Below are 23,483 nucleotides of genomic sequence, written 5' to 3'. Positions count from 1 at the left end.
CTCGGATCTGACGCGTATTCAATGGGTTGGAAAAGAGTTGGAAAAATCCCCTCCTCTGCTGTCGTTTGGTGTTTCTTTCAGTGTTTTTACTTTGTTGTGTACTGAGTGAGACCTGCTGCGCTTAACAGTTGCCGCTGAAATGAGAGCTGGTTTCTGTGCTCGGAGGCTTCTGATTGTCGACGTTCTTGTTAATTTTTGGAACAAGCTTCAAGACAAGGTAATGAAGAGATTATCAGCCCTCCTTAGTGCTCTGCTTTTCTCAGCATCACCTGCCATTGCTGATGACTTTGTTTATTTGGAATGCGTGACTAAGTCTGTCACGACAACAAAAGACCTTAAGTCAAATCAAATTACAAAGAAAGATGAAACGACTGTGACAACGCATTTCAAGGTTGACTTAGCAAACAGCCGAGTTCAATCGGCAAAAGATTCTCAATGGGATGAAACTGAACTTGTCAATGGCACATATATTATTGATGAAGAATGGACAGTGAATGGATTTACTTCGTCCATGAAGTTTTCCATGCAATTAGTTCCTCCTGGTAGGATTACGGGAGATGGTTTATCTCGTAATGACTCCATTTTAGAATCATCCACTGCTAGAGGTATGTGCAAAGAAGTTGTTGCTTCAGTATTCGAGGAGGCTTTGAACCAATGAAAATCTCACGCTTCTTCGATTAATAATCTTCTGCTTCGGCTAGAGCGATAAACCATTCTCTGAGTTGTTTTGGGGTTCTAATTCCTACCCGTGTAAGACCTTTGACCAGTTGCTTGCAGTCACGCGGAGAGCGGTAGATCTCAGTCTCTATCTGGACCAGTTCCTCATACAAGCTTCTTTGCTCGTCAGTGAGGTCTTTATACCAATGCCAGTCGGTAAGCACACCGATACCTCATATCGCTAACAGCATCGGATCTGGATTCAAATCTGTGATCCCCTATTCGGGCCATTTTTGGGATGCTTTAGTGACTTTTCTCACCGTTTATCTTCACTCTTCTGATAGTTATAAATGCCGTCAGGCGATAAGAGCTGGGTGTCAGTCGGTCACTTGAGGCCAATGGTGGAATGACCAAACCATTCAGTACCAATCCAAAATAGGCGGGCTGGGTTCCGTCTCCCCAACAGATCAAGACCATCGAGGAGGCACGGCATCTCCTCGGCCTGGTGCCTGAAGAAGACGGTGATGCCACTAACCGCCTGCGGGTCAACACCCTGAATGTCTCTTCACGACTCCATCCAGAGCTGACTGACTCCCAGCAATTGATCGACGACGCTTTTGATTTTCTGGCGAAGCAAATCGATCAGCGGCTCCGAAGTCAGACAAAAAGAAACCCCCGCCAAAGGCAGGAGTTTTGAAAACTCAGCGGGAGTGTGTCCTTGTTTCCACCCCGTGAGCTTTTCTCCTCACAAGGAAACAGTAGCTAGCTGATTGGCACAGTGCCAGTTCTTTGTGAACCAGTTGGTGGAACGACACAAGTAAGGGCTAAAACCTTGGTTAGTTGGTTCTCCTCACCGAGATTCCAGCTCCTCACACCCTTCACAAGGGAACTATTGAAAGCAGTTGGCTTTGACTTCCCAGGTGGAGCAAGAGGCTCTGCGATGGGAGACATTGTCAATGTAATGTCTACAGGAACTGTTGTCTTGTCACCCACTCGCGTGAAAGCTGCACACCTCAAGCCAGGGGACGACCTCCAGATCATTTTTAATCCAACGTCTAACTCATTCGTTCTGAACAAGATCGAACCATCTGAGCCAGAGCTAGAACCAGAGCCAGAGCCTGAGGTAGATCAGCCTTCACTTGATGATGATTGGTAGTTGAAATGGATCTAGTCATTGCTTTAGGGATTCCCCTTGTCACCATCTTGGGACTCACCATCATCTTCACAACTGATGGTGTTCCAAACTGGGTTTATAACATCAACAGCAAATACAGCAGGAGCATCTGGCTCTATGGAGTGATCGCATTGAGTATTGGCTCCTTGATAATTGTAATGTTCAGAAGGTAGTTACAACAAAGGGACGGTCTCTCTCTATTAATAGGACCGAAGGACTTATTCGTAGCACTGGGGCCAAAGCTTCTTTAACTCCTGAGAGGCCTTGAGAAAATATTGTTTGAATGGGATTAAATCTGGGTCTGCTTCTGCTTCCACATAAGAGGCTTGCATGTACTCCGCTGGATAGCCTTTGGAAACTCTCCCTGCTTCGGCTGCCATACAAAGAGCGGTTCCCGCTCCAACATTGTATGCAAACCAAAACATCCCTTGATCTTTCTGGCTATCAGCCTTGGCAGGAGCGGATGTCGCTAGCAAAAGACTTCCCAACAAGATAAGGGTCTTCATCGAATGGTTTTTCATCAACCGACTGTAGGCCGAAAAAATGCTGGCGCAGGCGAACACTTCTGCTGCCTTCATGGCCCTAGATCATCCTATCTAAGGCGTCTTTGTGCCCCTCAGGTAGGCCTTGATTCGATTGTGCAGCTGTGTCGTAGATAGAGGATTAGAGCTGTTGCAGGTCAATCTGGGAGGAGCGATGTTTAGGGGTTGGCTCTACTCCTCTGGCTTACATGACGCCACTTTTTAGATCTGATCTAATGCGTCCCTAGTTGAAAGTGCAAAGACCTTCGTATTCGTGATAAGTGACAGTGATTTTCTTTCTACTCGCTGCAAGCACGTGCTTTTCTTCGTACTCACCCAGATCCTCTACCAATTCGAACTTTGCAGGAGGTCTAACTGAATCGATGCTTTCATTTCCGTCAGCGTCATTCTCTCCTAATCCCCACACCCACCAGATGGTCATTGGATAAGGGGATAATTCGACTGTTTTAAGGCACTTGTGTACTGCTGGCCCCTCAATCTCTAAAGGCCACGATGCGCTCCTGTCCTCTGCCATTACTGGCAAACATCCGAATGCCATCAATGCCAGAAGCACGTTGGTCTTCATCGCTTTCCTTGCTTTTTGGTATCGAGGTTGTACTTGAAGTCAATCTGAGGGGACCAATGCTTTTGCCTTTTCAATCTCTTTGATCAGATCATTGATCGTTTCGGGTGAGCCTTGGATTTTCTGGACGGCCCATAGGGCTGACTCAAGACTGTCGATGAAGGTTTGGTTCTGATCAGGGAACTCAGTGCTGATGAGCTTGTACGCCATTAATGAGTTCCGTTGTGACATCGCACACTAAGCGGAACTACCAAGCAGCCTCAGCAACAGTCCAACCAAAGCCTTTGAGCTGAAACCACAAGGCAACCGCGTCCTCGTATCTCATATCTCTTCGTGTCTTCAACAGAGCAGGCTGACCATCAGGCATCGGTCTCCCGTGATCAACGAACACCCTCTGGTCTTTGACCCAGGTGCTGTTGTGATCCCTGTGGAACCGAACAAGCTAGTAGCCCTTGAGATCCTTAAGCCATCCATTCATGAAAGCAGTACATCAGTACTGCTGAGTTTAGGGGCTCCAGGGTCCTTCGTCAGGAGTCTTGTAATCTCAGGCTCCTGAAATCACCCCCCTGTCTTCCTTAGGGAAACCTCAGGGACACCCTTTTCAGTTGTTAACATCAACAACAAGAACTGCTCCCTGAACCCACTGCTGTAACTGGGGTCTGAAGGATTTACTGTAAATGCAATTTCCCAAATAAAGGAAGGCCGCCCTTCCCGGTGGAAAGACGGCCTAACTCGCTCGTTTGTGCATTGTTCAACCCATCGCTAGTAGAGAAGGGAAGGGGTCGAAGCGTCTGGCTAGAGGCGCCCTGGGGCCATTTGCTCTAGGTGTCGGGTTGTTTTCTCCTAGGGCACCTAGGGCGGTGCAAACGGAGCGGCGATTGGCGTGGCGCACAAGGTCTGCCTACCAAAGGACTAACCCAGGTCATTGTTGAGACTGTTGGAGCAGGGGCCAGAAGTCAGTCTGCTTCTGTGATCTGCTGGGGTGGAGTATCAACCGTCATGGGCTCCTCCGATTGCGTGCACTTACTTTCCACCCGTCACGAGGTCTTGGCATCAGTCGAATCGCTCATTGTTCTCCAGAGCAAAAAATCCAATAGTTAGGACGGCGTGCCCAAGTTCAGACGAATGTCAGGAGCGATGAACTTCGACGTGCTGTGACCAGATCAGCTGCGCTGCTGCTGCTGCTGCTGCTGCTGCTGCTTGGCCTGGCGCCGCCTGCTGCGGTCCTGGAGACCGTCACCATCCGCAGCTGCTACGACGGTGACACCTGCCGAACCACTGACGGTGAACGGATCAGGCTGGCCTGCATCGATACGTCAGAACTGAAAGGCAAGGGGGCTCAGCCGGGACGGGCCAGAGCTGCTCGGGATTACCTTCGGGAGTTGGTGGTCGGAAGGTCTGTCGGTTTTCGCAGAATCACCACGGATCGTTATGGCAGAACCGTCGGCGAACTATTCGTGAATGGGATGAACGTGCAGCAGGCGATGGTCGCCAGTCGCCACGCAGAGATCTATTGGAAGTACGCCAGCCAGTGTCCCTGGACTCGCTGATGCCACCAATTCCGCCGATCAAGCAGTGTTTGCCATTCAGCAATAGCGGCGGTCGATCCGACAAAGTCTTTGATTGGCCTGCCAGGCAGGCCATGATTCATCAGGTTTTGGCCGCTTATACATCAATATCAATGGCCATAATGTCAGGCTCAGCAGCATCTGCATCAAGACCATTTCCAGCCATTCGGAGACATGAATCCAGATGTTCGTATGTCCGGCAACAGATGAACGATTCCAGAGTTCGGTCATGTGGTTATTACCGATGATTCAGTCTTAGCTGATCGCTCACTGAAGGTCATCGGAACTTCAACTCAGCAGGTCTTGAATGATTTACCTCTGGTTGATCCTGCTCAGATGATGTGTCAGGAAGGTGTTGTCTATTGCTGAGATCCCTCGGTCAACTGAACATACCGAACACCTGTCCGAGAATTCCCTTGCCGGTAAAGGCTTCAACGGTGATTCCGATGGCCAGTCCCAGCATGGCCATGCGTCCATTCAGGCGTTCGGTGTAGAGAATCACCGGATCAATTGATGTCTGTCTGGGCCCAAGCGGTGAATTTGGCGTCAGCAACGGAATGATTTGCTCGAATATGGAGCAAACCTTAAGGGTGTTGATCGCTTGCCAGCTGTGTCAAAAGCTCGCGTCGTGTCATTTGCTGTCGCTGAACTGAATCAGCTTCCAAAGGCAGCGTGTCGCTGAACACATTGCAGCACCACGAGTCCCTGGATTCGGATGCGGAGGACCGTCTTGTTGATCAGACTCGATTCAGCGATCCTGTTGTGCGATGCCCAAGGTGTTTTTCGGCAGATTTTCTCTCCTTGTGTTGATGGCATCGATGGTCTGTGCCGGCGTCAATCCATCCCAGGCACAGTCTCAGGATCGTCGGATTCAGGATGCGATGCGCTGCCAGAAGGTTGAGGAGCGATTCATCCTGGGTCGGGATCTGGGGATGAAAACCGGTTTCAACATGGGCGGTGGTCAAGAAATACCGGCAGCAGTCCGACAACGTTTGATGACTTCAGCGTTGCAAGCAATCGACCAGGTTTTCAACTGGAAAGTTGTGGAGCAGGACTACATCAGGATGTACGCCGAGAATTACACTCCAGTGCAACTGGATTACATCCTCCAGCTCTGTCAGCAGCCCTCTTACCGCCAGTTGATGATGGTGGAACTGCAAATGATCGAAGATGCTCTTGGCATCGGCGAGAAATATGCGCCGCAGGTTCAGGAGGCGACCTTAAAAGCTTTCCAGGAGGTTCTTCGCTGATCGGTGGAATCAATCTCCTTTGAGATCATCCTCCAGTTTTCAGTAACGAATGAGTTCTGCTTGCGTCCTGCCAGGTGAGAGCTTCAGGTGCTTGTGCCGACTGTTCAGTTACCAATAAAACAGCATTGCTTGCAACCTGTTCAGGCTTGCAGCGCAGGTCCTTGTCAAGTTCATAAAGCAAGGCGAAAGCGAAGACAACAACTGTTCCGCCCAGAAGCATCCAGGTCTGTTTCCAGGAATGTGAATCGTTGAACGACTCGATGTGAATCCACGATTTTTTCGAGCTCTGGTCGTCCATGCCGACACCATTCATGGTTTAAGGATGGCCGCGATTCCCATCGATGACATCAGCCCTGAAAAGCCTGGTGCATCGATCCGACTTGTTCTCAGGTTTATGCATGCACCTGGAAGCAGGAGGACTGTTGATTTCAGCCCTCCTGCTTCTCGCTGTTCAGGAATTGCCGTGGGGTGTTCCCCGCGAACCTGGATAAACCGGTCTGGCCAGGAGTGTTAACGGCTTCGAAGTCTGAGTTTTCTTCTGTTGCGCTGCGTTCTTGTCAATCGACGGCATAGCACCAAAAGCGGTTCCTCTAGGTGTAACCCAGGTTGATGCCGAAGTGCACCTTTTCCCAGCTTCAGAGAGAGTTCACATGTGGTTTTCAGGAATTCAGGTCATCCGTGCGTCCTGATGACTTGCAGTTCTGCTGCTGTTGATCTCGCCACCAAAAAAGGGGGCATGCATGGCAGCCCCCTCACCACTTTTTTTGACTGATGTTGCGCCTGTGGTGTTCAGGCCACTGAAATGCTGTGAGGCGCAGCAGGGAAACTTGTCGGCATGGGATCGATCTTGCCTTCAGCCATCACCTTGGCGCGGCGGTACATCTGACTGTCGGTGGCGCCTTGCTTCTCCATGGCGGCGGCGATGACAGCCCAGTTGCGGATTTCGTCAGTCATTGGAAACAGCGATTGATCAACGAAACAACCATCGCGAAAGCCTGTGGGGTTCCGTGATGGAGATACCCGCACAGCAAGAACTCGCGGAGCAGCATCGGCAGGCTTACACTCCCCGACCAGAAAAATGGATACTGTTGCTGCTGCTACGTCAAGACAGTGGTTTGACTTGTAATAATTTCTCAATCTTCAAGTCCGTCTCATGAACGAGCCCGTCGCCACCTTCTCGTATGACTTGAGCGCTCTGCGGCTCGAATACAAAACAACCTGCGATGCATTGCGTAACTGGCCCGGCGGCGATCCCAATGAGCAGGACTTTCTTGAGTGCAAGAAACAGGAAATTTTCAGAGCACTGGCTGAACAATCTCTTCAGCTCACCGTCTGAAACAACACGGTCTAGAGCTCTCCAGCAGACAAGACGCCTTTCCAGACCGCTGCAGGGATTGAGTCACAGGGGCGGATCGCATTCGGAGCGAAGATCCCCAAATCGGCAATCTCACGTCCGGGCCTCCTGCTGATACGACCGTGATTGGTTCAACATGAATCTAGGCGTTGTTGTTCAGTGCGTCGTTCCTCCATTGCTTTCGCGTTCCTGTCCTGTCTGCTGATCTCTCCTGCACTGGCGATTCCAGCCATGGATGATCTCGAGCTCAGACTGCAGGGTGAAGCCAAGGGATGGCTTGATGCCACTTGCACCTACTACGGACTGGGATGGATCACTCCTGATCAGGGAAGGAAGGCTCTGAAGCGTCTGACGCTGCTGCTCAAGGCGCACTACCTCGACCCAGAAGAAACAGAGCGGGCAAAATCCGCTGCACTTTCGAGAGACCCGCAATGCATAAGCATCTGGCCGGAGTCACTTCAATGATGTCCGCTCAGCCTCAATCCAGCTTCACGCCCACCTGCATCGAGATGCTGTTGTTCACTTTCGGACTACGCAGCTCGTTGTAGATCGTCTGACCGTTCAGGGATGTGAACAGGCGCTGATTTTTCATGGGAAAGACCTTCAACGCGATGGAAAAGATGTTGTTGGTTGAGATTCCGTTGACGTAAGCCCCGGTATAGGTGTTGGTCACTGTGAGACTGGCGGCTGAGCTGGGTTTCCACTCCAGTTCCGCTCTGGCCGTTGATGCTGCGAATGTCTGCCCGCAGACCGGATCTGCGTTGCAGCCATCCCCTCCCCAGATCGTCTCGATCGAGGGACCCAGTGACACTGTGAATCGTGTTTTCTTGTTTTTGATCAGGTCGTAGCCCAGACCAATTGAGCTTTCAAAAACATCGGTACCGGAGAAGTTCAGTGTGTCGTAATTGAAACGCGCACCTGCATAAGCGTGCAGGCGGCTGTTCAGGTTGCGGATGTAGCGCAGCTCAGCATCGCCCTCATTCGTGTCTGTTGTATTGCCGCTCTCCCCCTCGTCACGGGAGACCTCGTATTGGGTCATGACTTTCAACGACACCTTGTCGGCACCTGCGCTGTAGCTGGTGTCAAGCTGCGCTGTTCCCCCGGCGGAGAGATCGTTGTCGGTGTTGGATCCTGAAACGCCACCCGACAGACTCAGCTTCCACGGTTTGGGTTTCGGTTCGGGCATCAGCGCGGTTTTCGGGATGCTCAGTCGTCCCAGAACCGGGTGCTGCAGCACCGTCGTTGTGTCTGTGCTTTCCGATGGAATCAGCGTTCCGTGCAGCGTGTCGCCGTTGCTCAGCTTGAGGGTGACCTGCTCGGCGACAGCCGCTTGTGATCCCAGCAGAACAAGTCCTGCCGCCATGATCTGGATCCGCCGCAACACAACCTTTCCCTCGGTAACGGCCAGATCTTTTCATAAAACCAAGCCTCTGTTGTTCAGGCCTGCACGACCGGGACCTCGGTCAGTCGTGTGGTGGCGGCCCGACCCAGGCGCTCCCGCCGCATTGTCCAGCCGGAACGCAGGCCGCAGGCGGCCCATTGCACGGTGCCGCGTCCGTAGCGCCGGTTGAGGCTGTCGATGGTGTTCATCAGTGCGTCCCGCTGTTGCAGCTGCGCTTCTCCGCATGGCACCAGCAGATGGTGCTGCAGTTGTTCCGTGTCCTGCAGATGCTCCATCAGCACGCCGGCCTTGGCGAGCTGACGGTGGGGCTGAAAGATCCGTTCCACCAGTGGCAGCGCTGCGTTCAGAAGTGTCTGTGTGTCGTTGCTGGGGAGGTCCAGGTGTGTGCTGGCGCTGCGGCTGTAGAAGCCGGGCACGAACGGACTGGTGCGGGTATACACGCTCAGTGAGGCGGCTCGTTGACGCTGCTTGCGCAGTTTTTCGGAGGCGCGCACCACATAGGTCGCCACGGCTTCGCGCAGCTCTGTCAGGGAGGTGATCGGTCGACTGAAGCTTCTGCTGACGCAGGTTTCCTGCTTCGGGGATGGGGCCAGATCGAGAGGAAGGCAGGCGTGACCCTGCAGTTCCCTCTGCAGACGCAGGCCAACCACACCCGCCTTGGCCCGCAGTGGGCCGCTGGCCATGTCCCGCAGCTCCCGGGCATTGCAAACCCCATGCATTCGGCACCACTGGGCCAGTTTGCGGCCGATTCCCCAGACATCTTCGATGGCGATCGTTTCCAGCCAGCGGTCCCGGTTGCTGCAGTGTCCGAGATCGAACAGTCCTGCATGCGGAGCTTCCACCTTGGCCAGGCGGTTTGCCAGTTTCGCCTGGCTTTTGCTGGCTCCCAGGCCGATGGCGATCGGCAGCCCCAGATTGCGCCGGGCCAGGGCGCGCAGCCGCCGGCCCCAGGGAAGTAGATCCCCCGCCACCGGACGGCTGATGCGCGCGAAGGCTTCGTCGATCGAATACACCTCGAGCTCCTCCACCTGGCTTTCGAGAAGGCTCATCAGCCGCTGGCTCATGTCGGCGTAGAGGGCGTAGTTGGAACTGCGCACCACCACGCCGCAGCGTTCCAGCGTCTGTCTGGCCTTGAAATACGGCGTTCCCATGGCAATCCCGAGCGCACGGGCCTCGGCGCTGCGGGCCACGATGCAGCCGTCGTTGTTGGAGAGCACCACCACGGGGCGGCCGATCAGGGCCGGATCGAGGCTCTGCTCGCAGGAGGCATAGAAGTTGTTGGCGTCGATCAGGGCGGTGACCTGAGCCATGGCGTTCAGAGGGAATGAATCACATGAATGGCCACCCCCCAGATCTGCGCGTCATCGCAGGACTGCAGATCGAGAGGTGGATAGCTGGGATTGGCTGCTTCCAGGCGCAGCCGGCCCTGATGGCGCATAAGGCGCTTGAGGGTGAAGCCGCCGTCGAGAACAGCCACCACCACTCGCCCGGGGCGTGGGTCAAGGCTGCGGTCCACCACCAGAAGATCGCCGTCATGGATGCCGGCGCCGGTCATGGAGTCGCCGCTGACACGCAGAAAAAAGGTGCTGGTGGGATGGCGGATCAGCTGGTCGTTGAGGTCGATCCCGACGTCCACATAGTCATCCGCCGGGGAGGGGAATCCCGCTGCCACCCGCTCTCCGGCCAGTGGCAGATGCTGCGGCATGCGCTTAGGGCGCAGGGGCTGCGGTGGCTGAAGAAAAGAACGATCGATCTCCACGGCAACGGGCTCCACAGACCGGAGACCTCAGGATAGTACAGATGTTCTATGGCGGTGACTGTCTGCGGTCCGGCTCCAGCTTGCGGGTGATCAGGTCCGCCAGTGCTGAAGCGATCGCAGGCTGAGCCTGGCTGTCGAAATGGATGCCATCCAGTGATGAGGGGCTGGCCACCGCCTGAACATCGAAAGCGAGCACATCAAGCTCTCTGGCCAGCTGCAGGTAGCGACTGCCGAGGGCCTGGGATTTCCTGTCGGCCCCCTCGTAACCCCAGGCCAGTGACTGCGGAGTGCTGATCATCAGCGGCGGTGTCATCAGAACAATGGCTGGAGGCTGTTCGGGCCGTCCTCGCGGGCCGCAGTTGAGTGCGCTGCGGATGTCGTGAATCAGGATGCGGGCGCTATCAGTGATCTGTTCGGGGGAGAGGTTGAGATAGTCCTTGCTGTCATTGCAGCCCAGCGCCAGGACCACCACGTCGATCGGTTTGTGACTGTGCAGAGATGTCATCAGGCTTGATCTGCCGCTGCAGCTGTACTGCGCGCCATATCTGGCTGCCCCGATGGGGTCGTCGAGCAGCCAGGTGCGGGAATTGAGGCCGTCCTCCACCGTGCGCCAGGCATGGCCGGTCGAGTCCCTGTTCAGTAGGCGTTCCAGCTGATTCGGCCAGCGCGTGTCATGGGGCAGTCGCCCACCGCCGTCTGGGTTGAATCCCCAGGTGTTGGAATCCCCGAAGCAGAGGATGGTCCTCGGCTCATGGGCCGGTGCTGTCATCGATGGCAGGTGGGGGCATAGATTCAGTTCAGCCATGATCCGGATTCGGCGCCACGGCGACCTTGACCGTGGAGGATGCGCACACTGAGATTGTCGTGATGGCTGCTGCTCCTTATCTCGTTGCCCTCGCCCTGATCGAGCAGGAGGGCCGCAGAGCTCTGCCGCTCGCCGGGCGTTCCCTGAAGGCTGAAGAAGCCGCTGCGGAACAGCCCACTCAGGTGGCCCATGTCCTGGCTCTTGAGCTGCTGCTGCGGCTGTGGCAGCGCAGTGATGACGGCGCCCTGAAGCGTGCGAGCGGCGTGGAAAGCCTGCTGCTGGTGGAGTTGCCGATGGAGTGTCTGCCTGAGGATCTGCCGAGGCTCAAGGCCGACTGGCTCAACAGCGGCGACATCAGGGCTTTCCAGAAGGGTCTTCAAGCCATTTGCGGGCGAGCCTGGACGATGAGCATCGCCAAGTTCGAGCCGATCAGTCTCACCGCCTGGTCCGCCTGATTCGTCGTCTGAAGCTGTTTTCAGGCTCGGTGATAAGGACTGCCCTGCAGGATTGATCTGGCTCTGTAGAGCTGTTCCAGCAGCAGCAGGCGAGCCAGCTCATGGGGAAAGGTCAGGGGTGAAAGGCTCAGTTGCCAGCGCGCCGAGGTCTTGAGCGCATCGCTGAGGCCATCGGCGCCACCGATCACGAACGCCAGTCGTTCAGAGCCGAGGTCTTGCAGGCGTTCAGCAAAATCGATCGAGCTCAGGGCAACCCCCTGTTCCATCAGCATCACGGGAAGCTCATCAGGGCGCAGAGCCTGGCGAATCGCCTCGGCCTCCTTGTCACGGGTACTGTCACGCAGTTCGGTGATCCCGAGGCCCGGCAGACGTTTGAGATAGAGCTCCACACCCTCCTGAACCCATCGCTTGCGCACTTTGCCGACCGCGATGATGCGGCATCGGGAGATGTTCATGGCACGCGGATTCACTCCGTCAGGTCGTCTTGTTCCTCAAGAAACATCTGCCCGAAAGCCACATAAAGACTGTCTTCCTCGCTGCCGGGAACAACGGCACGCCGCTGGGGGCGGGTGTTCCTGCCCTTGCCCTTAGAACGCAGCCTTGAAGAGTTCGCTGATTTCGCTTCAGCTGAATCCTCAGCTGTTGAAGACTGAGCTTGAGCATTGCGTGTCAGGCGTCGTTCGTTCTCCTCCCGTTGCTCCGCATCGCGCAGTCTCGCCATCAGATGCTCAGGAACGGTGCCGTCTTCACTGACCTGCATCAGTTCATGAAACAGTGCTTTGGGGTTCTGTTCGGTCTCCACCCTGTGGAGGGGGCGATTGATCTTCGCGGAGCGCTTGGTTTCGTTTTCAGGTGTCGGGAGTGCCTGCGGAAGTTCGCGTCCAAGTTGCTTCAGTCGTTCGAGACTGCGCGGATCGAAGCTCATGAGCAGCCGAGAGTGTCGCGTGTCTGACGTCCGGTGACCGGATTCGTGCCTTCGGCTGCTGCGCAGAGGGTTTTCAGGGCATCACCCCGGAACGGCACGTTGGTGAAATCGGCACCGGTGATGGTCACATCGATGAACCTTGTGTTGAAGGCGAAAGCGTCCTCAAGCACGGCATTGGTGAGATTGGTGCCATCAAGCACCGCTGAATCAAGCGTTGCCTCACGCAGGTTCGCCCCGGAGAGGTTGGCGTCCTGAAGCTTGGCTCCATAAAGGCTGGCGCCCTGCAGATCGCTCCCGGACAGATCCGCTTCACGCAGGTTGGTGAGGTTGAAGGTCACGCCCTGCATCTCCCGGTTGGAGAAATCAGAACCGATCAGCACCTGTTTGGCGTAATCCATTGCCGCCTGCACCGGCTGCGACGGCACACCGATCAACAGAGCAAGGGCAAGAAGAAAGGCCAGCAGATGTCGTTGCATCACCGGTTGAGAAGCATCCGTCAAGCCTAAGGCGCTCGATCGCTGGCTCAGGGGGAACGCTCTGCGAATCCTGCGGCGAGTGTGCGTGCGCGCTGTTGATGCGAAGAGCGATCCCGGTCTCTGGGCGGAACAGCGGGCTCTGGCTCTGCTGAACAGCCGTGGCTGGCATTGCCTTGATGCGCGTTGGACCTGCCGCTATGGGGAAATCGATCTGATGATGATCAAACCGGATCGCCCAGCACCACGTCTGCTGATGGTGGAAGTCAAAGCCAGAGCGCATTGCGGGTTTGATGGCTGGGGTGTGAGGGCGTTTGACGCCGTCAAGCGCCGGCGACTGGCCCGAGCCCTTGCCTGCTGGCACACTAGCGCACAAAGACTTGCCGCCAACCCATTGCAGGCACTAACTTCCTGCTCATGGGGCGATTTTTCAGCTACGAGCGGGTCTCTTCCTCCCGCCAGGCCAATGACGGCAAAGGGCTAGAGCGCCAAGCCGGAGACGCTGAAACTTGGTGCGCAGCAAAAGGGGTTGAACTCGACACCGAATTGTCCCTGGCAGACGAGGGACGCAGCGCCTTCCACGGTGATCACCTGAAGGGTGCTCTCGGGCAGTTCCTTTCCCTCGCTCAAGAGGGAGCACTTGGCAATCAGCCAACGCTGCTTGTCGAAGCAATCGACCGTTTAAGCCGTCAGGAGCCCCTAGACGGGCTTCAGGACGTGCTGCTTGCCCTGGTCCGGGCAGATGTGACCTTGATCAGCCTTGAGGACGGTGCGGAGTACAGCCGCGCCACCTTGCGCGAGGACGGCACCAAACTCGTAATGCTGGCTTTGAAAGCTCAAGCTGCGCACGAATACAGCAAACGCCTTTCTCGCCGGATCACTGCAACTTGGGATCAAGCAATCGCAGAGCTTGAGGCTGGACGGCTGCCACGTGGTGAGGTCTTTGTTCCGCAGTGGTGCGAACTCAACAGTGATCGCGTTCGCTTGATTCCTGAGAAAGCCGACGCAGTGCGGCGCATCTTTGAAATGGCCCTGCTCGATGGACCCGTCACCATCGCCGGGCGTCTTAATCAAGAGAGCTACCCAACGATTTCTGGCAAGCCGACATGGACACGATCAGCGGTCAAAGCCGTCATTGATGACCCAAGGACAAGGGGCGCGGTTCGGCTCAATTGGCAGCGAACTCTCAGTGCTGAACGTCGTGCCCGTCGTGGGGAGAGAGCAGAGCGAGAGATGGTTTTTGAAGATGTCCTGCCTGCAGCCATCACGACTGAAAAGTTTGCTGCTGTTCATGCCGCCATGGCAGAGAGGCATAAACCAAAGCAGCGCCTCGGCAAGCAAACCGATTTCCAGATGGTTTCGCAGGGTCTGACCTTTTGCTGCTGTGGAGCAAGGGTCGGCACTACTGCCACGAGCAGCGGCAGGAAGCTCGGATCGCGCAAATGGCTGCGATATGCCAAGTGCCGCCACCGGTGTGATCACCGCGATGGCTGCCGTGGGATTGGCTACCGGCTGGAGAGGCTGAATGCGCACATCCTCAGTCGATTGCAAGCGGGGTTGCTGCAGCGGTTGCTTGCTGCCAATACCGGCAAGGAAGCGCAGATCCGTGCAGAGCAATCAGCAGTCACCGATCTGCAGGGAAAGCAGTCATTGGCAGAAGGTCAGCTGGCTAATGCCGAACGCATGTTCAAAGACGCTTTGAAGCAGGGGCAGCTTGATCCTTTGTTCAAGGAAGCCGTCGCTGAGGCACGGGCAGATATGGAATCAGCCGCCAAAGCCTTGGCAACGGCTCAGCAGAGGCTCAATGCCCTACGCCGGGACATCGACACCGCATCCTTCGACCAAGCCATTTCTGCGTTGTTCACAGCCTTTGCTGAGGGGACGGACACCGCAGAGCAACGGATGGAGCTGAATCATTGCCTGCGTAAGGCTGATGTTCGGGTCACGCTCGATAACCAAGCGAAGCGCGTCGGAATTGCGGTTGGCGATGGGGAGGTTGATTGGCAACCGATGAACGAACACATCGACCGAGAGGCACTGCGCCTGGTGATGGTCGAATCCAAGCGATTCAAGGTTGAGGTTGATGATCAGATCCTTGATGCGTTGCAGCGGATGGCAGCGGATCAGGACGTTGAGATCTTGGACGTGGGTGCAGCTTTTGCGGAGATCCTGAGATCGCGAGGCAAAGAGCTGGCAGACGGTCCATTCCTGGTGGATACGGTCCCGCAGCCTTAGCGGGGCGGATTGGGTGACTCCTGAATCCAGCGGCTTATTGGACTAGACCCACAAGGGGTCAGACAGCCAGTCGCTCACTGAGAGCGGCGGTGCCGTGCAGGTTGGTGAAATTGCTGACCTGCTCCAGCAGTTGTCGCTCAGATGCCTCGGTGTCCCGAATGATCTGAAGCTGGTGCTCATCAATGTGAGCAGTGATGCAGTCCCTGGTCATCTGACGCAGGGTGTCGGGGTTGATGGCATCAACCTCAACGCTGACGTTGTGACCGAACTTGGCGCTGCGACTGTCTGATTTTTTGGTCGGACGGGTCGGCAGCCCCATGGCTTCGATCTGGTCATGGTTCACCGCAACGCGGTGGAAGTGGAAATACCGCTGCAGGAAGTCATCGCCCCCTGAAAGTTCAAGGATGAACTCACGCAGGCGGGCTTCAGTGCTGCGGCTGATGTCCACTCCGCTGGGATCGAAATCCCCGAAGTAATAGACATTGGCTGATGGCGCGTTGGCATCGGTGATGATCCCGTTTTCCGCTTGTCTGTATCGGCTGTGAATCTGACGCGTAAGGGTCTCTGCCGCCTCCCTGATGAAGCTCAGGGATGGATACCCCTTGCAGGGCATCAAAGGCACGTCATATTCCTTGGTCACGTCATAGAAAACGCCTGTTAGGGCATCTTTCTCGATCCAGACCTCGCAGTAATCAGGGTTGGTGGACGGGTCCCACAAAGCGCGGCGGTATGCCCTCTGAGAGGACGCCAACAGGTCATCGATGCCGCCATAGGTTCTGGGCTTGTGCATCCAACGGGTGTTGTCTGCCAGCCAGTTCCAAGGCAGTTCACCGTTTAGCCGCATTTCCTTTGTGAGCCTGCAAACCGTGCTCTTGTATTCCTGTTCAGTCTTTTGAATGATGAACAGAGAAACCAACTGATAAAACAGCTGGCGGACGGTCATGGGTGCGTATCTCTCGCACAGTTCGTAGATCGCAGCTTTGACGCTGTCAATTTCGGCTTTAGTTCGGCGCATAGTTGCTTAACTCCAAAAGGTGGTTTTCGCAGTTGCGCCGCTGGATTCAGTTGTCAAGTTGCGGTGCCGGATCAGCCCCCAAGGGCGTTCTCAGCGGTTTGATTTCGGTTTGATTTGTGTGGGACTAGACCCACAAATGACAAAGTAGGGCATTTAGATACACCTTACCCGCCAATTTTAATATAACACAAATTCGGCTAATTGTCAACCTCTAATTGATTAGTATTGCTAATATTGTATAAGCTTAACTTATATATAGAGACCCCTTATTTACCTCCTAAATATACACCATTCAAACGGTTTGCACTATGAGAAACAGTTGAACCGTGCAGGCGTTGATGCGTCGATCTGATCAAGCTCTGCATCCAGCCGATCCAGAACCATTGCATCGGTCAGTCGCTTGGCAGTCATCGCCAGATGACTCAGCCCCAGCCTGATAACCGTCGCAACCCCTTCAGGGTCTCCATCACCCAGTACCTCCATGCACGGTCCCTCCAGTTGCTCAAGATCCGCCAATCCCTGCAGACACGTCAGCTCGACTTTGAGCATGGGCGAACGGCAATGACCAGAATCATTTTGGTGCTTTGGATCAAATGGCTGCCCCTCACGACGAGATCAACAGGATCGAACGTGAATTGGATCAACAGGCAGGCAAGCTGAAAAAGGCTCAGCCATCAGGCAAGACAAGCAAGCATCAAAGCCTTGATGCAGTGGTCGCAACATCCGGGCTGCTGGTGGTTGTGGCTCTTGCCATCGTTTTTGGTGGGCGTCTCAACGTCACTCAACGAGCAGCATTGACGGGAGGAGTCCTAGGCGGTGCTGCAGGGTTGTTGGTTGGTTACGGCGTTGGGCGGATTCGCTGAAGGCAGCACGAACAGCCGGTGTTGTTTCGCCATCGTGGCGGCATGCCGAACAAAGACCGCCCGCTTGTCGAGAGACACCCGCCAAAGGATGGTGAGGGCTGGTTAATGAGTGCCCAGGAGCAGAAGGTCTGCCGATTCCGCAATGCCAATCCGACAGCCCATGCTCAGTGGGTTGTTGTCGAGACCAGACCGCTACGCGGCAGGGGTCAGCCAGTCATCAGACGCATGCTGCGCCATAACGCCATCGAAGCCTGGGAGACCATGCAGAAGTCAGGTGGCTGGAAACGGTGCCCGCCTAGGTGGTGACGCCACTGTGACCAACCTCACAGCCCTGCATGAGGCCGGTCATCGAGTCAGACGCTGAATCCGGAGATGGTGTGTCCATCGAGAGGGAACAACCCTCCACCGTTTTCAGATCCATGGCTGCATTCATGAAATTGGGCGACGTCAAAACTGGGTTTCAAGCAGATGAGCTAACCGGCACCTTCAATGCCTTGAACGAAACGACCAACCTCAGGCCCCAACAACGGGAAAACAACATAGTTATTCATCCGCAGTTCCAAGAAACCAGCAAGTCGGTCATTCATCCGCAGTTCCGCACTGGTCTGATCAACCCCGGCTCCATGCAGCCTGCTGATGAGCTGACCGGTACCTTCAATGCCTTGAACGAAACGACCAATTTCAAGCCCACCCAGAGAGAGGAGATTGGTGTCATTCATCCCAGCTACATGCCCACCCAAGGCGATGAGATCGGCGTCATTCATCCGAGCTACAAGCCTGACCCTCGGGGTTACGACACAGGTCCGATTGGCTCTCTGTCAGAGACATTTGGTGAAGGCGATCCAAAAATGCTTGGCCCCATCAGTGGTGAGGGTCCTTTTAAGCCTCAAGGTATTGATGCCAAAGGCAGCGTGATTGTTGGCGATAACCATTTCAAGCCAGGTCGTAGCGGCGACTCCCTGATGGGCATGCGAAATGGCGTCAGGGAGAACATCGGCGCCAACTCCCTGATGGGCATGCGAAATGGCGTCAGGGAGAACATCGGCGCCAATTCTGGTCCTGGTGGTTCGACCTACATGACTGAAACCTTCGCTGGATCCTTTAGCCTTATTAAGGGCGATCTTCCTTTAGAAAATGATCCCTTCCAGCCAGCCGCTGGGATGGACAGCTTCGGGAGATCACTGAACCCTGTTGCTGAACTCGGCAGCACCTCTGGTCCTGGTGGTTCGACCTACATGACAGGACAGTTCGAAATGCCCACTGACAACCTCGGAACCAATTCTGGTCCTGGTGGTACGAGCTACTGAGTCACGACGTTTCAACGCAATGCCCCGCTCTCACGAGTGGGGTTTTTGTTTGCCTGCAATTACTTCTGCCCGTACAGATCGACCCAATCAACGGCTTCGACACCGCCATCAATCAGTTGCTTGCAGCGCCTCTGTGCAGCTTTGTTTTCCTCATCGCTGTGAAACCTGGAATTGGCAGTGAACTGACTCCATCTGCCCTTTTCCAGAATCTCGTTTTCCGCTTCTGCCCTTGCCTTTGGCGGTAGGGGCCTCCGTCTTTTCTTTGCTGCCATCAGCGCAGGCGAGACAGCATCTGCGACATCATCACTGCTGCATCACGAAGGGTGATCGCGATCGGATCATTCAGCCGTGCGCTTTCAGGGGTGCGTTCAAGCTCCCATCGAATCCGCGTCAGTGTTCGCAGTGCTGCGCGAACCCTTAGTTCAGGTATCTTCTGAAGCTCCTGCAGAAACTCACGAAGATCACTGAGTGACTGGCCTTGGCCACAGAGGCAATCCCATGCCGTGGCAAACGGCTCTGCAATCGTCTGTAGCGGGCGCATGGCGACGGACGAAGGTGTGCTTCAGGTCAGCGTTAATCGCGTCGTTGATCTCTTTCAGGTGGTACTTATCCGTCGCCTTACCAGCCTTACCTCTGCTGAGGTCAATGTTTCTCTTGCCTTGTTCTAGTTGCTTGCGGAATCCCTCGATGTCAAGTACATACATCTGCTCTTCACGCTCATATTGCTGTTGAATCAGGTCTATCTGATCACTTCCCTGGTTGCGGCTCTGTTGCGTCATTAAAGATTTCCTGATTGAAGGCTTGCTTATGCTTGTTTTTTGGATATCTTTGCCATATTTGACATGTCATGGCCTTGAATAAAATAATTAATGGCACTTATCAGCCCAAAAAAGACTTTGAGACAGACGTCGAGCTGAGTAGCTTGAATGGCCATGATTTTACTTTAACCGCTAAAAAAAATATATTTTTTACTCTGTCTGAGTTGCAGCGAGATCTCGACTTGTATGTGGTTAATTTAGATAAAAGCGGTGCCCCTCTGGCGGTTGATGGTATTTTGTATAATGCTGGTGCTTCATCTAATCCCGGCACTGAAGATGAGAGCATCTTTTTGCAATTAAAGCCTGGCAGCTGGAGGGTCTATGTCAGAGAGAATTTGGGGACTAATTTAGAAAAACCCTTGAAAGATGGCAATTTCAATTACAAACTAGAGATCGATAGTCAATCATTTTTGGAGAATGCGGTCTTAACTGATGACCCATTTCTGGACTACCAATGGCATCTTTTTAACACAGGTCTTCTGAATTCAAATCTAGTTACTGATGTAGAAGGAAGGTTTGCTCAGTCTATCACCACTCCTAATATTGATATTCTTGCACCTGAGGCGTGGAAGTTGCGCACTGATGGTTCAGATGTGATCTTGGCGATTATTGATGGTGGAGTTGATTTGACTCACCCAGATCTTAAGGAAAATCTTTGGGTGAATCCATTAGCGAATCAGGATGATCAATACAAAAATGATATCCATGGTTGGGACTTTGTTAATGACAGTCCAAACATCATTCCTGATGATCACGGAACTCATGTGGCAGGAATCGCAGCCGCTAAAGGTAATAACGGAATAGGTGTTGCGGGCGTTGCTTGGAATGCAAAAATCATGTCTCTGGATGTTTTTGCGCCTGGCAAAAAAGATGGTAGGGAAATTATAGACGCTATGCATTACGCCATTGATCATGGCGCCAAGGTGATCAATATGTCATTGGGCGGAAATCGCAAGATCTCAGCTTCCGATATCAAGAGACTCGATTTGGAATCTGAGTATAGAGCGGCATTCCAAAAAGCCTACGACAAGGATGTTTTTATTGCAGTTGCGGCAGGAAATGAAGGTGATAGAAGAGGAGACCTTAATCGCTTCGAGCAAGCCGGAAATATGGATGTATATTCCTCCTCCCCGGCGTATTTCAATCAAGAATTTTCAAATGTTGCCTCCGTAGTTTCTTCTGATTCGTCTGCCAATAGATCTCCTTATTCAAACTATGGCATGACAACAAGTATTGCAGCACCCGGAGGTGATATAAGTAAATCTGAGGCCATTTACGTTCCTAAGGCTGGTGATTCAGGTGAAACCATTGAGGCCAGTCTCAATTACGGAATCTTGAGTACATTCCCCGTGGGAAAGGTGGATTCATTATTTGGTGATGGCTATGGCATGAACCAGGGTACTTCGATGTCTGCACCTGTCATTTCGGGCATGGCAACTCTGATTCGCTCAGCTAATAGCTCAATTACAGCTCCTGAAACATTGGCGATTTTGAGAGCGGGGGCTACTGTTGAATCAACTTTAAAGTCTTATGTGAGTGGCGGTAAATCGGCAAATCTTTATGACTCCCTTTTATTAGCTGAGAATTGGACTGGGCCAAGTGATTTGCTGAAGGTCAATCAGTCGGCAGAAACTCCAATTATAAATTTGAGCTTTTTAACAGGTGCTATGAAAGTGAAAGGTGAAGTGACTGTGTCTAGGAACGCAGCATTTGACCCTATCACTGGCTTTTACCAAGCTATTAACGAGTATGGTCATGTGTATGATTCGCTAGGCAACGTTTTGAAGCCTGGCGACGAGAACTATTCTGCGTCGGCTTTGGCTGAGTCAAATATTGTTTCTAGCATTTCAAATGTAAGTCTTGAAGATGGTAAAAGTATAGATTCAGAAGTTGTCCTTGAAGATTCAGCCTTCATAGCGCCATTTTCGGTTGTTAATGGCGAAACTTGGTTTGCTTTCGCAGATGCGAATACTGATGGTTTTGCCCATTTCAAAATGCTCGGAGATAACACATTCGGTCTGGAAGATATTCGGGGAGGCGGGGATCAAGATTTTGACGACCATATCATTAGCTTTAAGGCTACAGAAATCATCTAATTGTCATAAGGTCTTCTTCAAATACTATGTGATAATTATTCTTGAGTATTCAGCATGGTCAGCAATAAGTCTCTTGTTACCATTTTAATTTGATTCTATGAAGAATTTATGCCTGTTAAATGCGTCCATGTCAACGGAGACATTCGCTCGTTCGGGGGATGCGCCGTCACCACCGTTTCGGCGACGGCATCTTGCCCTTGACTAATAACTAATGTGCTCAATCATGCCAGACATTGAAGACTTGAGTAATGATTGCGATCAGAAGGTTCCCAAGGAGGCGAGACACAAATTGATAGGGCATTGCTTTAATTAATCAATAACGTCTGCATTCACCTTCGGCTCCTGTCAAGAACTTTGGAAACACCGTACTCTGCGTTCTCACAAAAGCAAACTTTCCCCCTTCATCTTTCAATATCGTGATCTCTGTTTTTGTGTTCATTATCTCCTCTATAAGTTCAACTGTCTTCCAACTTCCGTCTGCATACCGGTCAGAGATAGCAGTACGCCAAGGACCCCAAGGACCCCAATCATCTCCTTCGATAGGCTCGCTGTACTTCACATTCCCGTTTGGTCCATCGACTTCGACCATCAACCGGATCTCGGCCTTCTTTTCTGGGAGATGATTACCTGCCGCGTCAGTAATCCAGGTGAAGCCTTTCGCTTCGCACCAGAAGAACTCACCCCCAGCCCTCTGAGCATTTGCATTTAATAGAGGATACGCAAGAGTTATTGCCAGGAGAGAGACGCAAGATGTAATCGCTGAACGAAGCATTGAGTTGTAATCAGTCCGCGCATGATGCCGGGCTTTGCTTGGTTGCGCCCGTTGAGACTGAGATAGGTAACGGCACTGAGGAAGATTTCGTGCCTATTGAATAGCTAATTACCTGATCTATCTCTGCTCAACTGCGCTCAATCCACCGGCCTTGCATCGTGTCTATCTAGCGACTTTAATCCTTCTTCACATCCTTCGCCTTCTTCAATTCTGTGCGTTGCCAGACATCCTTGGGATTCTTTACAAAGTTTAGACTTCCCCCAATAGAACGACAAGCTTTGTGAAATTCTGAATCAAATAGAGGTATTTCATTACCACGATCATCCGTAACCATTGGGTCGGTTATGCTCTCGGTATCTGCGACTGGCGACGAGAAAATTGTACGACCGTATTTGTCATAGCATTTAATTATGAAGTAATAATCATGCACCCTTACATCCCTGTTGCTTGGTGTTGCTGTTAGAGCATTGATAACAGGTTGTTGTTGAACTTCTTTGCGTTGTGCAGTTGTACTTGCACCACCAAAGCGAACTTTAAGATCGGCTGAAACTCTGGTTTCAAATGCCTCGTCATAGGAGATGTTTACGCCAGCCGTTAAGCCACTACTGATCTCATAAGCCAGGCGTCCAAGCACACCAGAACCATCAGCAGATCCAAGATCGCCATGTTGGTAGTAGTAACCAACAGACGCATTCCATTCTGGAGTGATGAAGTAACCAAAATCAAGGCCGTAGGTGTTGAGTGCACCGCCTTGATAAAACCAGTTCAGTGGTTGCTCGGTATCACCAATCGGAATTAAGGCATAAGCGTTGAAGTTCCAGTCATTGGAAACTGCTTCCGCATTGACTGCTACTTGCTGGAAGAACGCACTCTCCTCTGTGCCGCTAACAATGATGCCGGTATCGGTTCCGCCTGTATTCATCGGACGGCTGTCATAACCACCGTTGATGCCAAACATCCAGCTGCGGTCTCCATTCAGCCATCGGTAACCCATCCGAGTTGAGGTACTGACAGTGGTGCCAGCGACATCGGTGTTGATGATGCTGCTCTCACCCGCTCGGTCAGCGAAGTTGGCGTTGATCAGTGCATCAACGAACCACACGCTGTTGTCGCCAACAGACAGTGGCAGGAACCCTCCGATACCAGCCTGATTCGGCGTGCCAGCACCCTGCAGTGCTCCCTGGAAACCAAAGGTGGGTTTGACCACATCCTTGAGGCTGATGCTCATCACATCACCGAGATCCTCTGCACTGCCGTCCTGTGCCTTCAACGGCATTGGGGCAATGGCAACAGCAGAAGCCAGCAGTCCGATTGAGAGGCGGCGAAGCATGGATCAGGCATCAGTCCGCGCATGATGCCGGGCTTTACGTGGTTGCGCCCGCTGCGGCTGAGCTTGGTAACGGCACTGAGGAAGATTTCGTGCCTATTGAATCCAACTGAACGTGGCACAG

At 53.3% G+C, this 23,483-nt stretch carries 32 protein-coding genes and 1 pseudogene; 13 read left to right on the top strand and 20 right to left on the bottom strand.

The window, feature by feature from the left end:
• Positions 1-139: 139 nt before the first annotated feature.
• Positions 140-658: a hypothetical protein gene (locus SIB56_RS04945; protein WP_413325994.1), complete on the top strand. Its 519-nt coding sequence runs from the start codon at positions 140-142 to the stop codon at positions 656-658.
• Positions 659-2,049: 1,391 nt separating this feature from the next.
• Here SIB56_RS04945 and SIB56_RS04940 read toward each other — a convergent pair.
• From SIB56_RS04940 to SIB56_RS04930, 3 genes and pseudogenes are all read right to left on the bottom strand, one after another.
• Positions 2,050-2,409 (bottom strand): hypothetical protein, encoded by a 360-nt coding sequence (locus SIB56_RS04940; protein WP_413325992.1) that lies wholly within the window; start codon positions 2,407-2,409, stop codon positions 2,050-2,052.
• A gap of 187 nt (positions 2,410-2,596) precedes the next feature.
• Positions 2,597-2,938 (bottom strand): hypothetical protein, encoded by a 342-nt coding sequence (locus SIB56_RS04935; protein ID WP_413325990.1) that lies wholly within the window; start codon positions 2,936-2,938, stop codon positions 2,597-2,599.
• 244 nt (positions 2,939-3,182) lie between these two features.
• Positions 3,183-3,362, bottom strand: a pseudogene (locus SIB56_RS04930) (DUF1651 domain-containing protein); the annotation flags it as partial.
• A gap of 727 nt (positions 3,363-4,089) precedes the next feature.
• Here SIB56_RS04930 and SIB56_RS04925 point away from each other — a divergent pair.
• Entirely contained in the window at positions 4,090-4,485 is a 396-nt protein-coding gene (locus tag SIB56_RS04925) for a thermonuclease family protein (protein WP_413325988.1), read from the top strand.
• Positions 4,486-4,521: 36 nt separating this feature from the next.
• Here SIB56_RS04925 and SIB56_RS04920 read toward each other — a convergent pair whose 3' ends face one another.
• Both SIB56_RS04920 and SIB56_RS04915 read right to left on the bottom strand, forming a co-directional pair.
• Positions 4,522-4,734 carry a hypothetical protein gene (locus tag SIB56_RS04920; RefSeq protein ID WP_413325986.1) on the bottom strand — a complete coding sequence of 71 codons (213 nt, stop codon included), beginning with the start codon at positions 4,732-4,734 and terminating at the stop codon, positions 4,522-4,524.
• Positions 4,735-4,882: 148 nt separating this feature from the next.
• Positions 4,883-5,005 carry a hypothetical protein gene (locus SIB56_RS04915; protein WP_413325984.1) on the bottom strand — a complete coding sequence of 41 codons (123 nt, stop codon included), beginning with the start codon at positions 5,003-5,005 and terminating at the stop codon, positions 4,883-4,885.
• A gap of 430 nt (positions 5,006-5,435) precedes the next feature.
• Here SIB56_RS04915 and SIB56_RS04910 point away from each other — a divergent pair, with 430 nt between their 5' ends.
• Positions 5,436-5,753 (top strand): hypothetical protein, encoded by a 318-nt coding sequence (locus SIB56_RS04910; RefSeq protein WP_413325982.1) that lies wholly within the window; start codon positions 5,436-5,438, stop codon positions 5,751-5,753.
• A 25-nt stretch (positions 5,754-5,778) separates the two neighbouring features.
• On the opposite strand, the gene SIB56_RS04905 is transcribed toward SIB56_RS04910, so the two are convergent.
• Entirely contained in the window at positions 5,779-6,066 is a 288-nt protein-coding gene (locus tag SIB56_RS04905) for a hypothetical protein (protein ID WP_413325979.1), read from the bottom strand.
• A 476-nt stretch (positions 6,067-6,542) separates the two neighbouring features.
• Positions 6,543-6,707, bottom strand: coding sequence for a hypothetical protein (locus tag SIB56_RS04900; protein ID WP_413325977.1), 165 nt, complete (start codon positions 6,705-6,707; stop codon positions 6,543-6,545).
• Positions 6,708-6,906: 199 nt separating this feature from the next.
• Between SIB56_RS04900 and SIB56_RS04895 the strand changes: the two genes are divergently transcribed.
• Complete coding sequence (locus SIB56_RS04895) at positions 6,907-7,089, top strand: hypothetical protein (RefSeq protein WP_413325975.1); 183 nt, start codon at positions 6,907-6,909, stop codon at positions 7,087-7,089.
• Positions 7,090-7,266: 177 nt separating this feature from the next.
• Positions 7,267-7,572 carry a hypothetical protein gene (locus SIB56_RS04890; RefSeq protein WP_413325972.1) on the top strand — a complete coding sequence of 102 codons (306 nt, stop codon included), beginning with the start codon at positions 7,267-7,269 and terminating at the stop codon, positions 7,570-7,572.
• Positions 7,573-7,585: 13 nt separating this feature from the next.
• On the opposite strand, the gene SIB56_RS04885 is transcribed toward SIB56_RS04890, so the two are convergent.
• From SIB56_RS04885 to SIB56_RS04870, 4 genes are all read right to left on the bottom strand, one after another.
• Positions 7,586-8,470 carry a DUF481 domain-containing protein gene (locus SIB56_RS04885; protein WP_413325969.1) on the bottom strand — a complete coding sequence of 295 codons (885 nt, stop codon included), beginning with the start codon at positions 8,468-8,470 and terminating at the stop codon, positions 7,586-7,588.
• Positions 8,471-8,544: 74 nt separating this feature from the next.
• Positions 8,545-9,819 (bottom strand): Y-family DNA polymerase, encoded by a 1,275-nt coding sequence (locus tag SIB56_RS04880; RefSeq protein WP_413325967.1) that lies wholly within the window; start codon positions 9,817-9,819, stop codon positions 8,545-8,547.
• Positions 9,820-9,824: 5 nt separating this feature from the next.
• On the bottom strand, positions 9,825-10,214 hold the full coding sequence (locus SIB56_RS04875; protein ID WP_413327136.1) for a LexA family protein: 390 nt from the start codon (positions 10,212-10,214) through the stop codon (positions 9,825-9,827).
• A gap of 100 nt (positions 10,215-10,314) precedes the next feature.
• The gene (locus SIB56_RS04870; protein ID WP_413325965.1) at positions 10,315-11,073 is read right to left on the bottom strand and encodes an SGNH/GDSL hydrolase family protein; all 759 of its coding nucleotides are present in this window, start codon (positions 11,071-11,073) and stop codon (positions 10,315-10,317) included.
• 62 nt (positions 11,074-11,135) lie between these two features.
• On the opposite strand from SIB56_RS04870, the gene SIB56_RS04865 reads away from it, so the two are divergent.
• Entirely contained in the window at positions 11,136-11,528 is a 393-nt protein-coding gene (locus tag SIB56_RS04865) for a hypothetical protein (RefSeq protein WP_413325963.1), read from the top strand.
• A gap of 20 nt (positions 11,529-11,548) precedes the next feature.
• Here SIB56_RS04865 and SIB56_RS04860 read toward each other — a convergent pair whose 3' ends face one another.
• Genes SIB56_RS04860 through SIB56_RS04850 form a run of 3 tightly spaced genes read right to left on the bottom strand, consistent with a single transcriptional unit; the run spans position 11,549 to position 12,929 of the window.
• A complete protein-coding gene (locus SIB56_RS04860; RefSeq protein WP_413325961.1) occupies positions 11,549-11,983 on the bottom strand; it encodes a 23S rRNA (pseudouridine(1915)-N(3))-methyltransferase RlmH in 435 nt (144 codons plus the stop codon).
• Positions 11,984-11,994: 11 nt separating this feature from the next.
• Positions 11,995-12,453 carry a hypothetical protein gene (locus SIB56_RS04855; RefSeq protein ID WP_413325958.1) on the bottom strand — a complete coding sequence of 153 codons (459 nt, stop codon included), beginning with the start codon at positions 12,451-12,453 and terminating at the stop codon, positions 11,995-11,997.
• Complete coding sequence (locus SIB56_RS04850; protein ID WP_413327133.1) at positions 12,450-12,929, bottom strand: pentapeptide repeat-containing protein; 480 nt, start codon at positions 12,927-12,929, stop codon at positions 12,450-12,452. Before SIB56_RS04850 ends, SIB56_RS04855 begins: the two co-directional genes overlap by 4 nt.
• Before the next feature lie 85 nt (positions 12,930-13,014).
• Between SIB56_RS04850 and SIB56_RS04845 the strand changes: the two genes are divergently transcribed.
• Positions 13,015-13,410, top strand: coding sequence for a YraN family protein (locus tag SIB56_RS04845; protein ID WP_413325955.1), 396 nt, complete (start codon positions 13,015-13,017; stop codon positions 13,408-13,410).
• A complete protein-coding gene (locus SIB56_RS04840) occupies positions 13,344-15,161 on the top strand; it encodes a recombinase family protein (RefSeq protein ID WP_413325952.1) in 1,818 nt (605 codons plus the stop codon). The genes SIB56_RS04845 and SIB56_RS04840 overlap by 67 nt, the downstream gene beginning before the upstream one ends.
• 58 nt (positions 15,162-15,219) lie before the next feature.
• Here SIB56_RS04840 and SIB56_RS04835 read toward each other — a convergent pair whose 3' ends face one another.
• Positions 15,220-16,104: a hypothetical protein gene (locus tag SIB56_RS04835; RefSeq protein WP_413325950.1), complete on the bottom strand. Its 885-nt coding sequence runs from the start codon at positions 16,102-16,104 to the stop codon at positions 15,220-15,222.
• Positions 16,105-16,482: 378 nt separating this feature from the next.
• A complete protein-coding gene (locus SIB56_RS04830) occupies positions 16,483-16,725 on the bottom strand; it encodes a hypothetical protein (RefSeq protein WP_413325947.1) in 243 nt (80 codons plus the stop codon).
• Between the two features lie 44 nt (positions 16,726-16,769).
• On the opposite strand from SIB56_RS04830, the gene SIB56_RS04825 reads away from it, so the two are divergent.
• A complete protein-coding gene (locus tag SIB56_RS04825) occupies positions 16,770-17,039 on the top strand; it encodes a hypothetical protein (RefSeq protein WP_413325945.1) in 270 nt (89 codons plus the stop codon).
• A 21-nt stretch (positions 17,040-17,060) separates the two neighbouring features.
• The gene (locus SIB56_RS04820; protein ID WP_413325944.1) at positions 17,061-17,345 is read left to right on the top strand and encodes a DUF1651 domain-containing protein; all 285 of its coding nucleotides are present in this window, start codon (positions 17,061-17,063) and stop codon (positions 17,343-17,345) included.
• Here SIB56_RS04820 and SIB56_RS04815 read toward each other — a convergent pair.
• The gene (locus tag SIB56_RS04815; protein WP_413325942.1) at positions 17,335-17,460 is read right to left on the bottom strand and encodes a hypothetical protein; all 126 of its coding nucleotides are present in this window, start codon (positions 17,458-17,460) and stop codon (positions 17,335-17,337) included. The genes SIB56_RS04820 and SIB56_RS04815 overlap by 11 nt on opposite strands.
• 202 nt (positions 17,461-17,662) lie before the next feature.
• Here SIB56_RS04815 and SIB56_RS04810 point away from each other — a divergent pair, with 202 nt between their 5' ends.
• Positions 17,663-18,346 carry a hypothetical protein gene (locus SIB56_RS04810; protein ID WP_413325940.1) on the top strand — a complete coding sequence of 228 codons (684 nt, stop codon included), beginning with the start codon at positions 17,663-17,665 and terminating at the stop codon, positions 18,344-18,346.
• A 271-nt stretch (positions 18,347-18,617) separates the two neighbouring features.
• On the opposite strand, the gene SIB56_RS04805 is transcribed toward SIB56_RS04810, so the two are convergent.
• Positions 18,618-18,887, bottom strand: coding sequence for a hypothetical protein (locus SIB56_RS04805; protein WP_413325938.1), 270 nt, complete (start codon positions 18,885-18,887; stop codon positions 18,618-18,620).
• Between SIB56_RS04805 and SIB56_RS04800 the strand changes: the two genes are divergently transcribed.
• On the top strand, positions 18,886-19,014 hold the full coding sequence (locus tag SIB56_RS04800) for a hypothetical protein (protein ID WP_413325936.1): 129 nt from the start codon (positions 18,886-18,888) through the stop codon (positions 19,012-19,014). The two genes, SIB56_RS04805 and SIB56_RS04800, sit on opposite strands and share 2 nt — an antisense overlap.
• 179 nt (positions 19,015-19,193) lie before the next feature.
• Positions 19,194-21,260: a S8 family serine peptidase gene (locus SIB56_RS04795; RefSeq protein ID WP_413325934.1), complete on the top strand. Its 2,067-nt coding sequence runs from the start codon at positions 19,194-19,196 to the stop codon at positions 21,258-21,260.
• Between the two features lie 313 nt (positions 21,261-21,573).
• On the opposite strand, the gene SIB56_RS04790 is transcribed toward SIB56_RS04795, so the two are convergent.
• Both SIB56_RS04790 and SIB56_RS04785 read right to left on the bottom strand, forming a co-directional pair.
• The gene (locus SIB56_RS04790; RefSeq protein WP_413325932.1) at positions 21,574-22,032 is read right to left on the bottom strand and encodes a hypothetical protein; all 459 of its coding nucleotides are present in this window, start codon (positions 22,030-22,032) and stop codon (positions 21,574-21,576) included.
• 175 nt (positions 22,033-22,207) lie between these two features.
• Positions 22,208-23,362, bottom strand: coding sequence for a carbamoyl-phosphate synthase (locus tag SIB56_RS04785; protein ID WP_413325929.1), 1,155 nt, complete (start codon positions 23,360-23,362; stop codon positions 22,208-22,210).
• Positions 23,363-23,483: the final 121 nt, after the last annotated feature.

This window comes from Synechococcus sp. MIT S9503, assembly GCF_047304175.1.
Taxonomy (GTDB): Bacteria; Cyanobacteriota; Cyanobacteriia; order PCC-6307; family Cyanobiaceae; genus Synechococcus_C.
The sequence above is the reverse complement of the archived record's forward strand: the minus strand, read 5'-3'. Positions and strand labels throughout refer to the sequence as shown.

Bases quoted from the DNA above. Each gene is read 5' to 3' on its own strand.
- SIB56_RS04795 (WP_413325934.1), top strand. From the start codon at position 19,194: ATGGCCTTGAATAAAATAATTAATGGCACTTATCAGCCCAAAAAAGAC.
- SIB56_RS04865 (WP_413325963.1), top strand. From the start codon at position 11,136: ATGGCTGCTGCTCCTTATCTCGTTGCCCTCGCCCTGATCGAGCAGGAG.
- SIB56_RS04900 (WP_413325977.1), bottom strand. From the start codon at position 6,707: ATGACTGACGAAATCCGCAACTGGGCTGTCATCGCCGCCGCCATGGAG.
- SIB56_RS04800 (WP_413325936.1), top strand. From the start codon at position 18,886: ATGGCGACGGACGAAGGTGTGCTTCAGGTCAGCGTTAATCGCGTCGTT.
- SIB56_RS04920 (WP_413325986.1), bottom strand. From the start codon at position 4,734: ATGACCGAACTCTGGAATCGTTCATCTGTTGCCGGACATACGAACATC.
- SIB56_RS04855 (WP_413325958.1), bottom strand. From the start codon at position 12,453: ATGAGCTTCGATCCGCGCAGTCTCGAACGACTGAAGCAACTTGGACGC.
- SIB56_RS04870 (WP_413325965.1), bottom strand. From the start codon at position 11,073: ATGGCTGAACTGAATCTATGCCCCCACCTGCCATCGATGACAGCACCG.
- SIB56_RS04825 (WP_413325945.1), top strand. From the start codon at position 16,770: ATGGCTGCCCCTCACGACGAGATCAACAGGATCGAACGTGAATTGGAT.
- SIB56_RS04840 (WP_413325952.1), top strand. From the start codon at position 13,344: ATGGGGCGATTTTTCAGCTACGAGCGGGTCTCTTCCTCCCGCCAGGCC.
- SIB56_RS04875 (WP_413327136.1), bottom strand. From the start codon at position 10,214: ATGCCGCAGCATCTGCCACTGGCCGGAGAGCGGGTGGCAGCGGGATTC.
- SIB56_RS04860 (WP_413325961.1), bottom strand. From the start codon at position 11,983: ATGAACATCTCCCGATGCCGCATCATCGCGGTCGGCAAAGTGCGCAAG.
- SIB56_RS04850 (WP_413327133.1), bottom strand. From the start codon at position 12,929: ATGCAACGACATCTGCTGGCCTTTCTTCTTGCCCTTGCTCTGTTGATC.
- SIB56_RS04905 (WP_413325979.1), bottom strand. From the start codon at position 6,066: ATGAATGGTGTCGGCATGGACGACCAGAGCTCGAAAAAATCGTGGATT.
- SIB56_RS04880 (WP_413325967.1), bottom strand. From the start codon at position 9,819: ATGGCTCAGGTCACCGCCCTGATCGACGCCAACAACTTCTATGCCTCC.
- SIB56_RS04895 (WP_413325975.1), top strand. From the start codon at position 6,907: ATGAACGAGCCCGTCGCCACCTTCTCGTATGACTTGAGCGCTCTGCGG.
- SIB56_RS04815 (WP_413325942.1), bottom strand. From the start codon at position 17,460: ATGGATCTGAAAACGGTGGAGGGTTGTTCCCTCTCGATGGACACACCA.
- SIB56_RS04790 (WP_413325932.1), bottom strand. From the start codon at position 22,032: ATGCTTCGTTCAGCGATTACATCTTGCGTCTCTCTCCTGGCAATAACT.
- SIB56_RS04835 (WP_413325950.1), bottom strand. From the start codon at position 16,104: ATGACCGTCCGCCAGCTGTTTTATCAGTTGGTTTCTCTGTTCATCATT.
- SIB56_RS04785 (WP_413325929.1), bottom strand. From the start codon at position 23,362: ATGCTTCGCCGCCTCTCAATCGGACTGCTGGCTTCTGCTGTTGCCATT.
- SIB56_RS04830 (WP_413325947.1), bottom strand. From the start codon at position 16,725: ATGCTCAAAGTCGAGCTGACGTGTCTGCAGGGATTGGCGGATCTTGAG.
- SIB56_RS04885 (WP_413325969.1), bottom strand. From the start codon at position 8,470: ATGGCGGCAGGACTTGTTCTGCTGGGATCACAAGCGGCTGTCGCCGAG.
- SIB56_RS04805 (WP_413325938.1), bottom strand. From the start codon at position 18,887: ATGCGCCCGCTACAGACGATTGCAGAGCCGTTTGCCACGGCATGGGAT.
- SIB56_RS04910 (WP_413325982.1), top strand. From the start codon at position 5,436: ATGAAAACCGGTTTCAACATGGGCGGTGGTCAAGAAATACCGGCAGCA.
- SIB56_RS04940 (WP_413325992.1), bottom strand. From the start codon at position 2,409: ATGAAGGCAGCAGAAGTGTTCGCCTGCGCCAGCATTTTTTCGGCCTAC.
- SIB56_RS04945 (WP_413325994.1), top strand. From the start codon at position 140: ATGAGAGCTGGTTTCTGTGCTCGGAGGCTTCTGATTGTCGACGTTCTT.
- SIB56_RS04810 (WP_413325940.1), top strand. From the start codon at position 17,663: ATGCAGCCTGCTGATGAGCTGACCGGTACCTTCAATGCCTTGAACGAA.
- SIB56_RS04935 (WP_413325990.1), bottom strand. From the start codon at position 2,938: ATGAAGACCAACGTGCTTCTGGCATTGATGGCATTCGGATGTTTGCCA.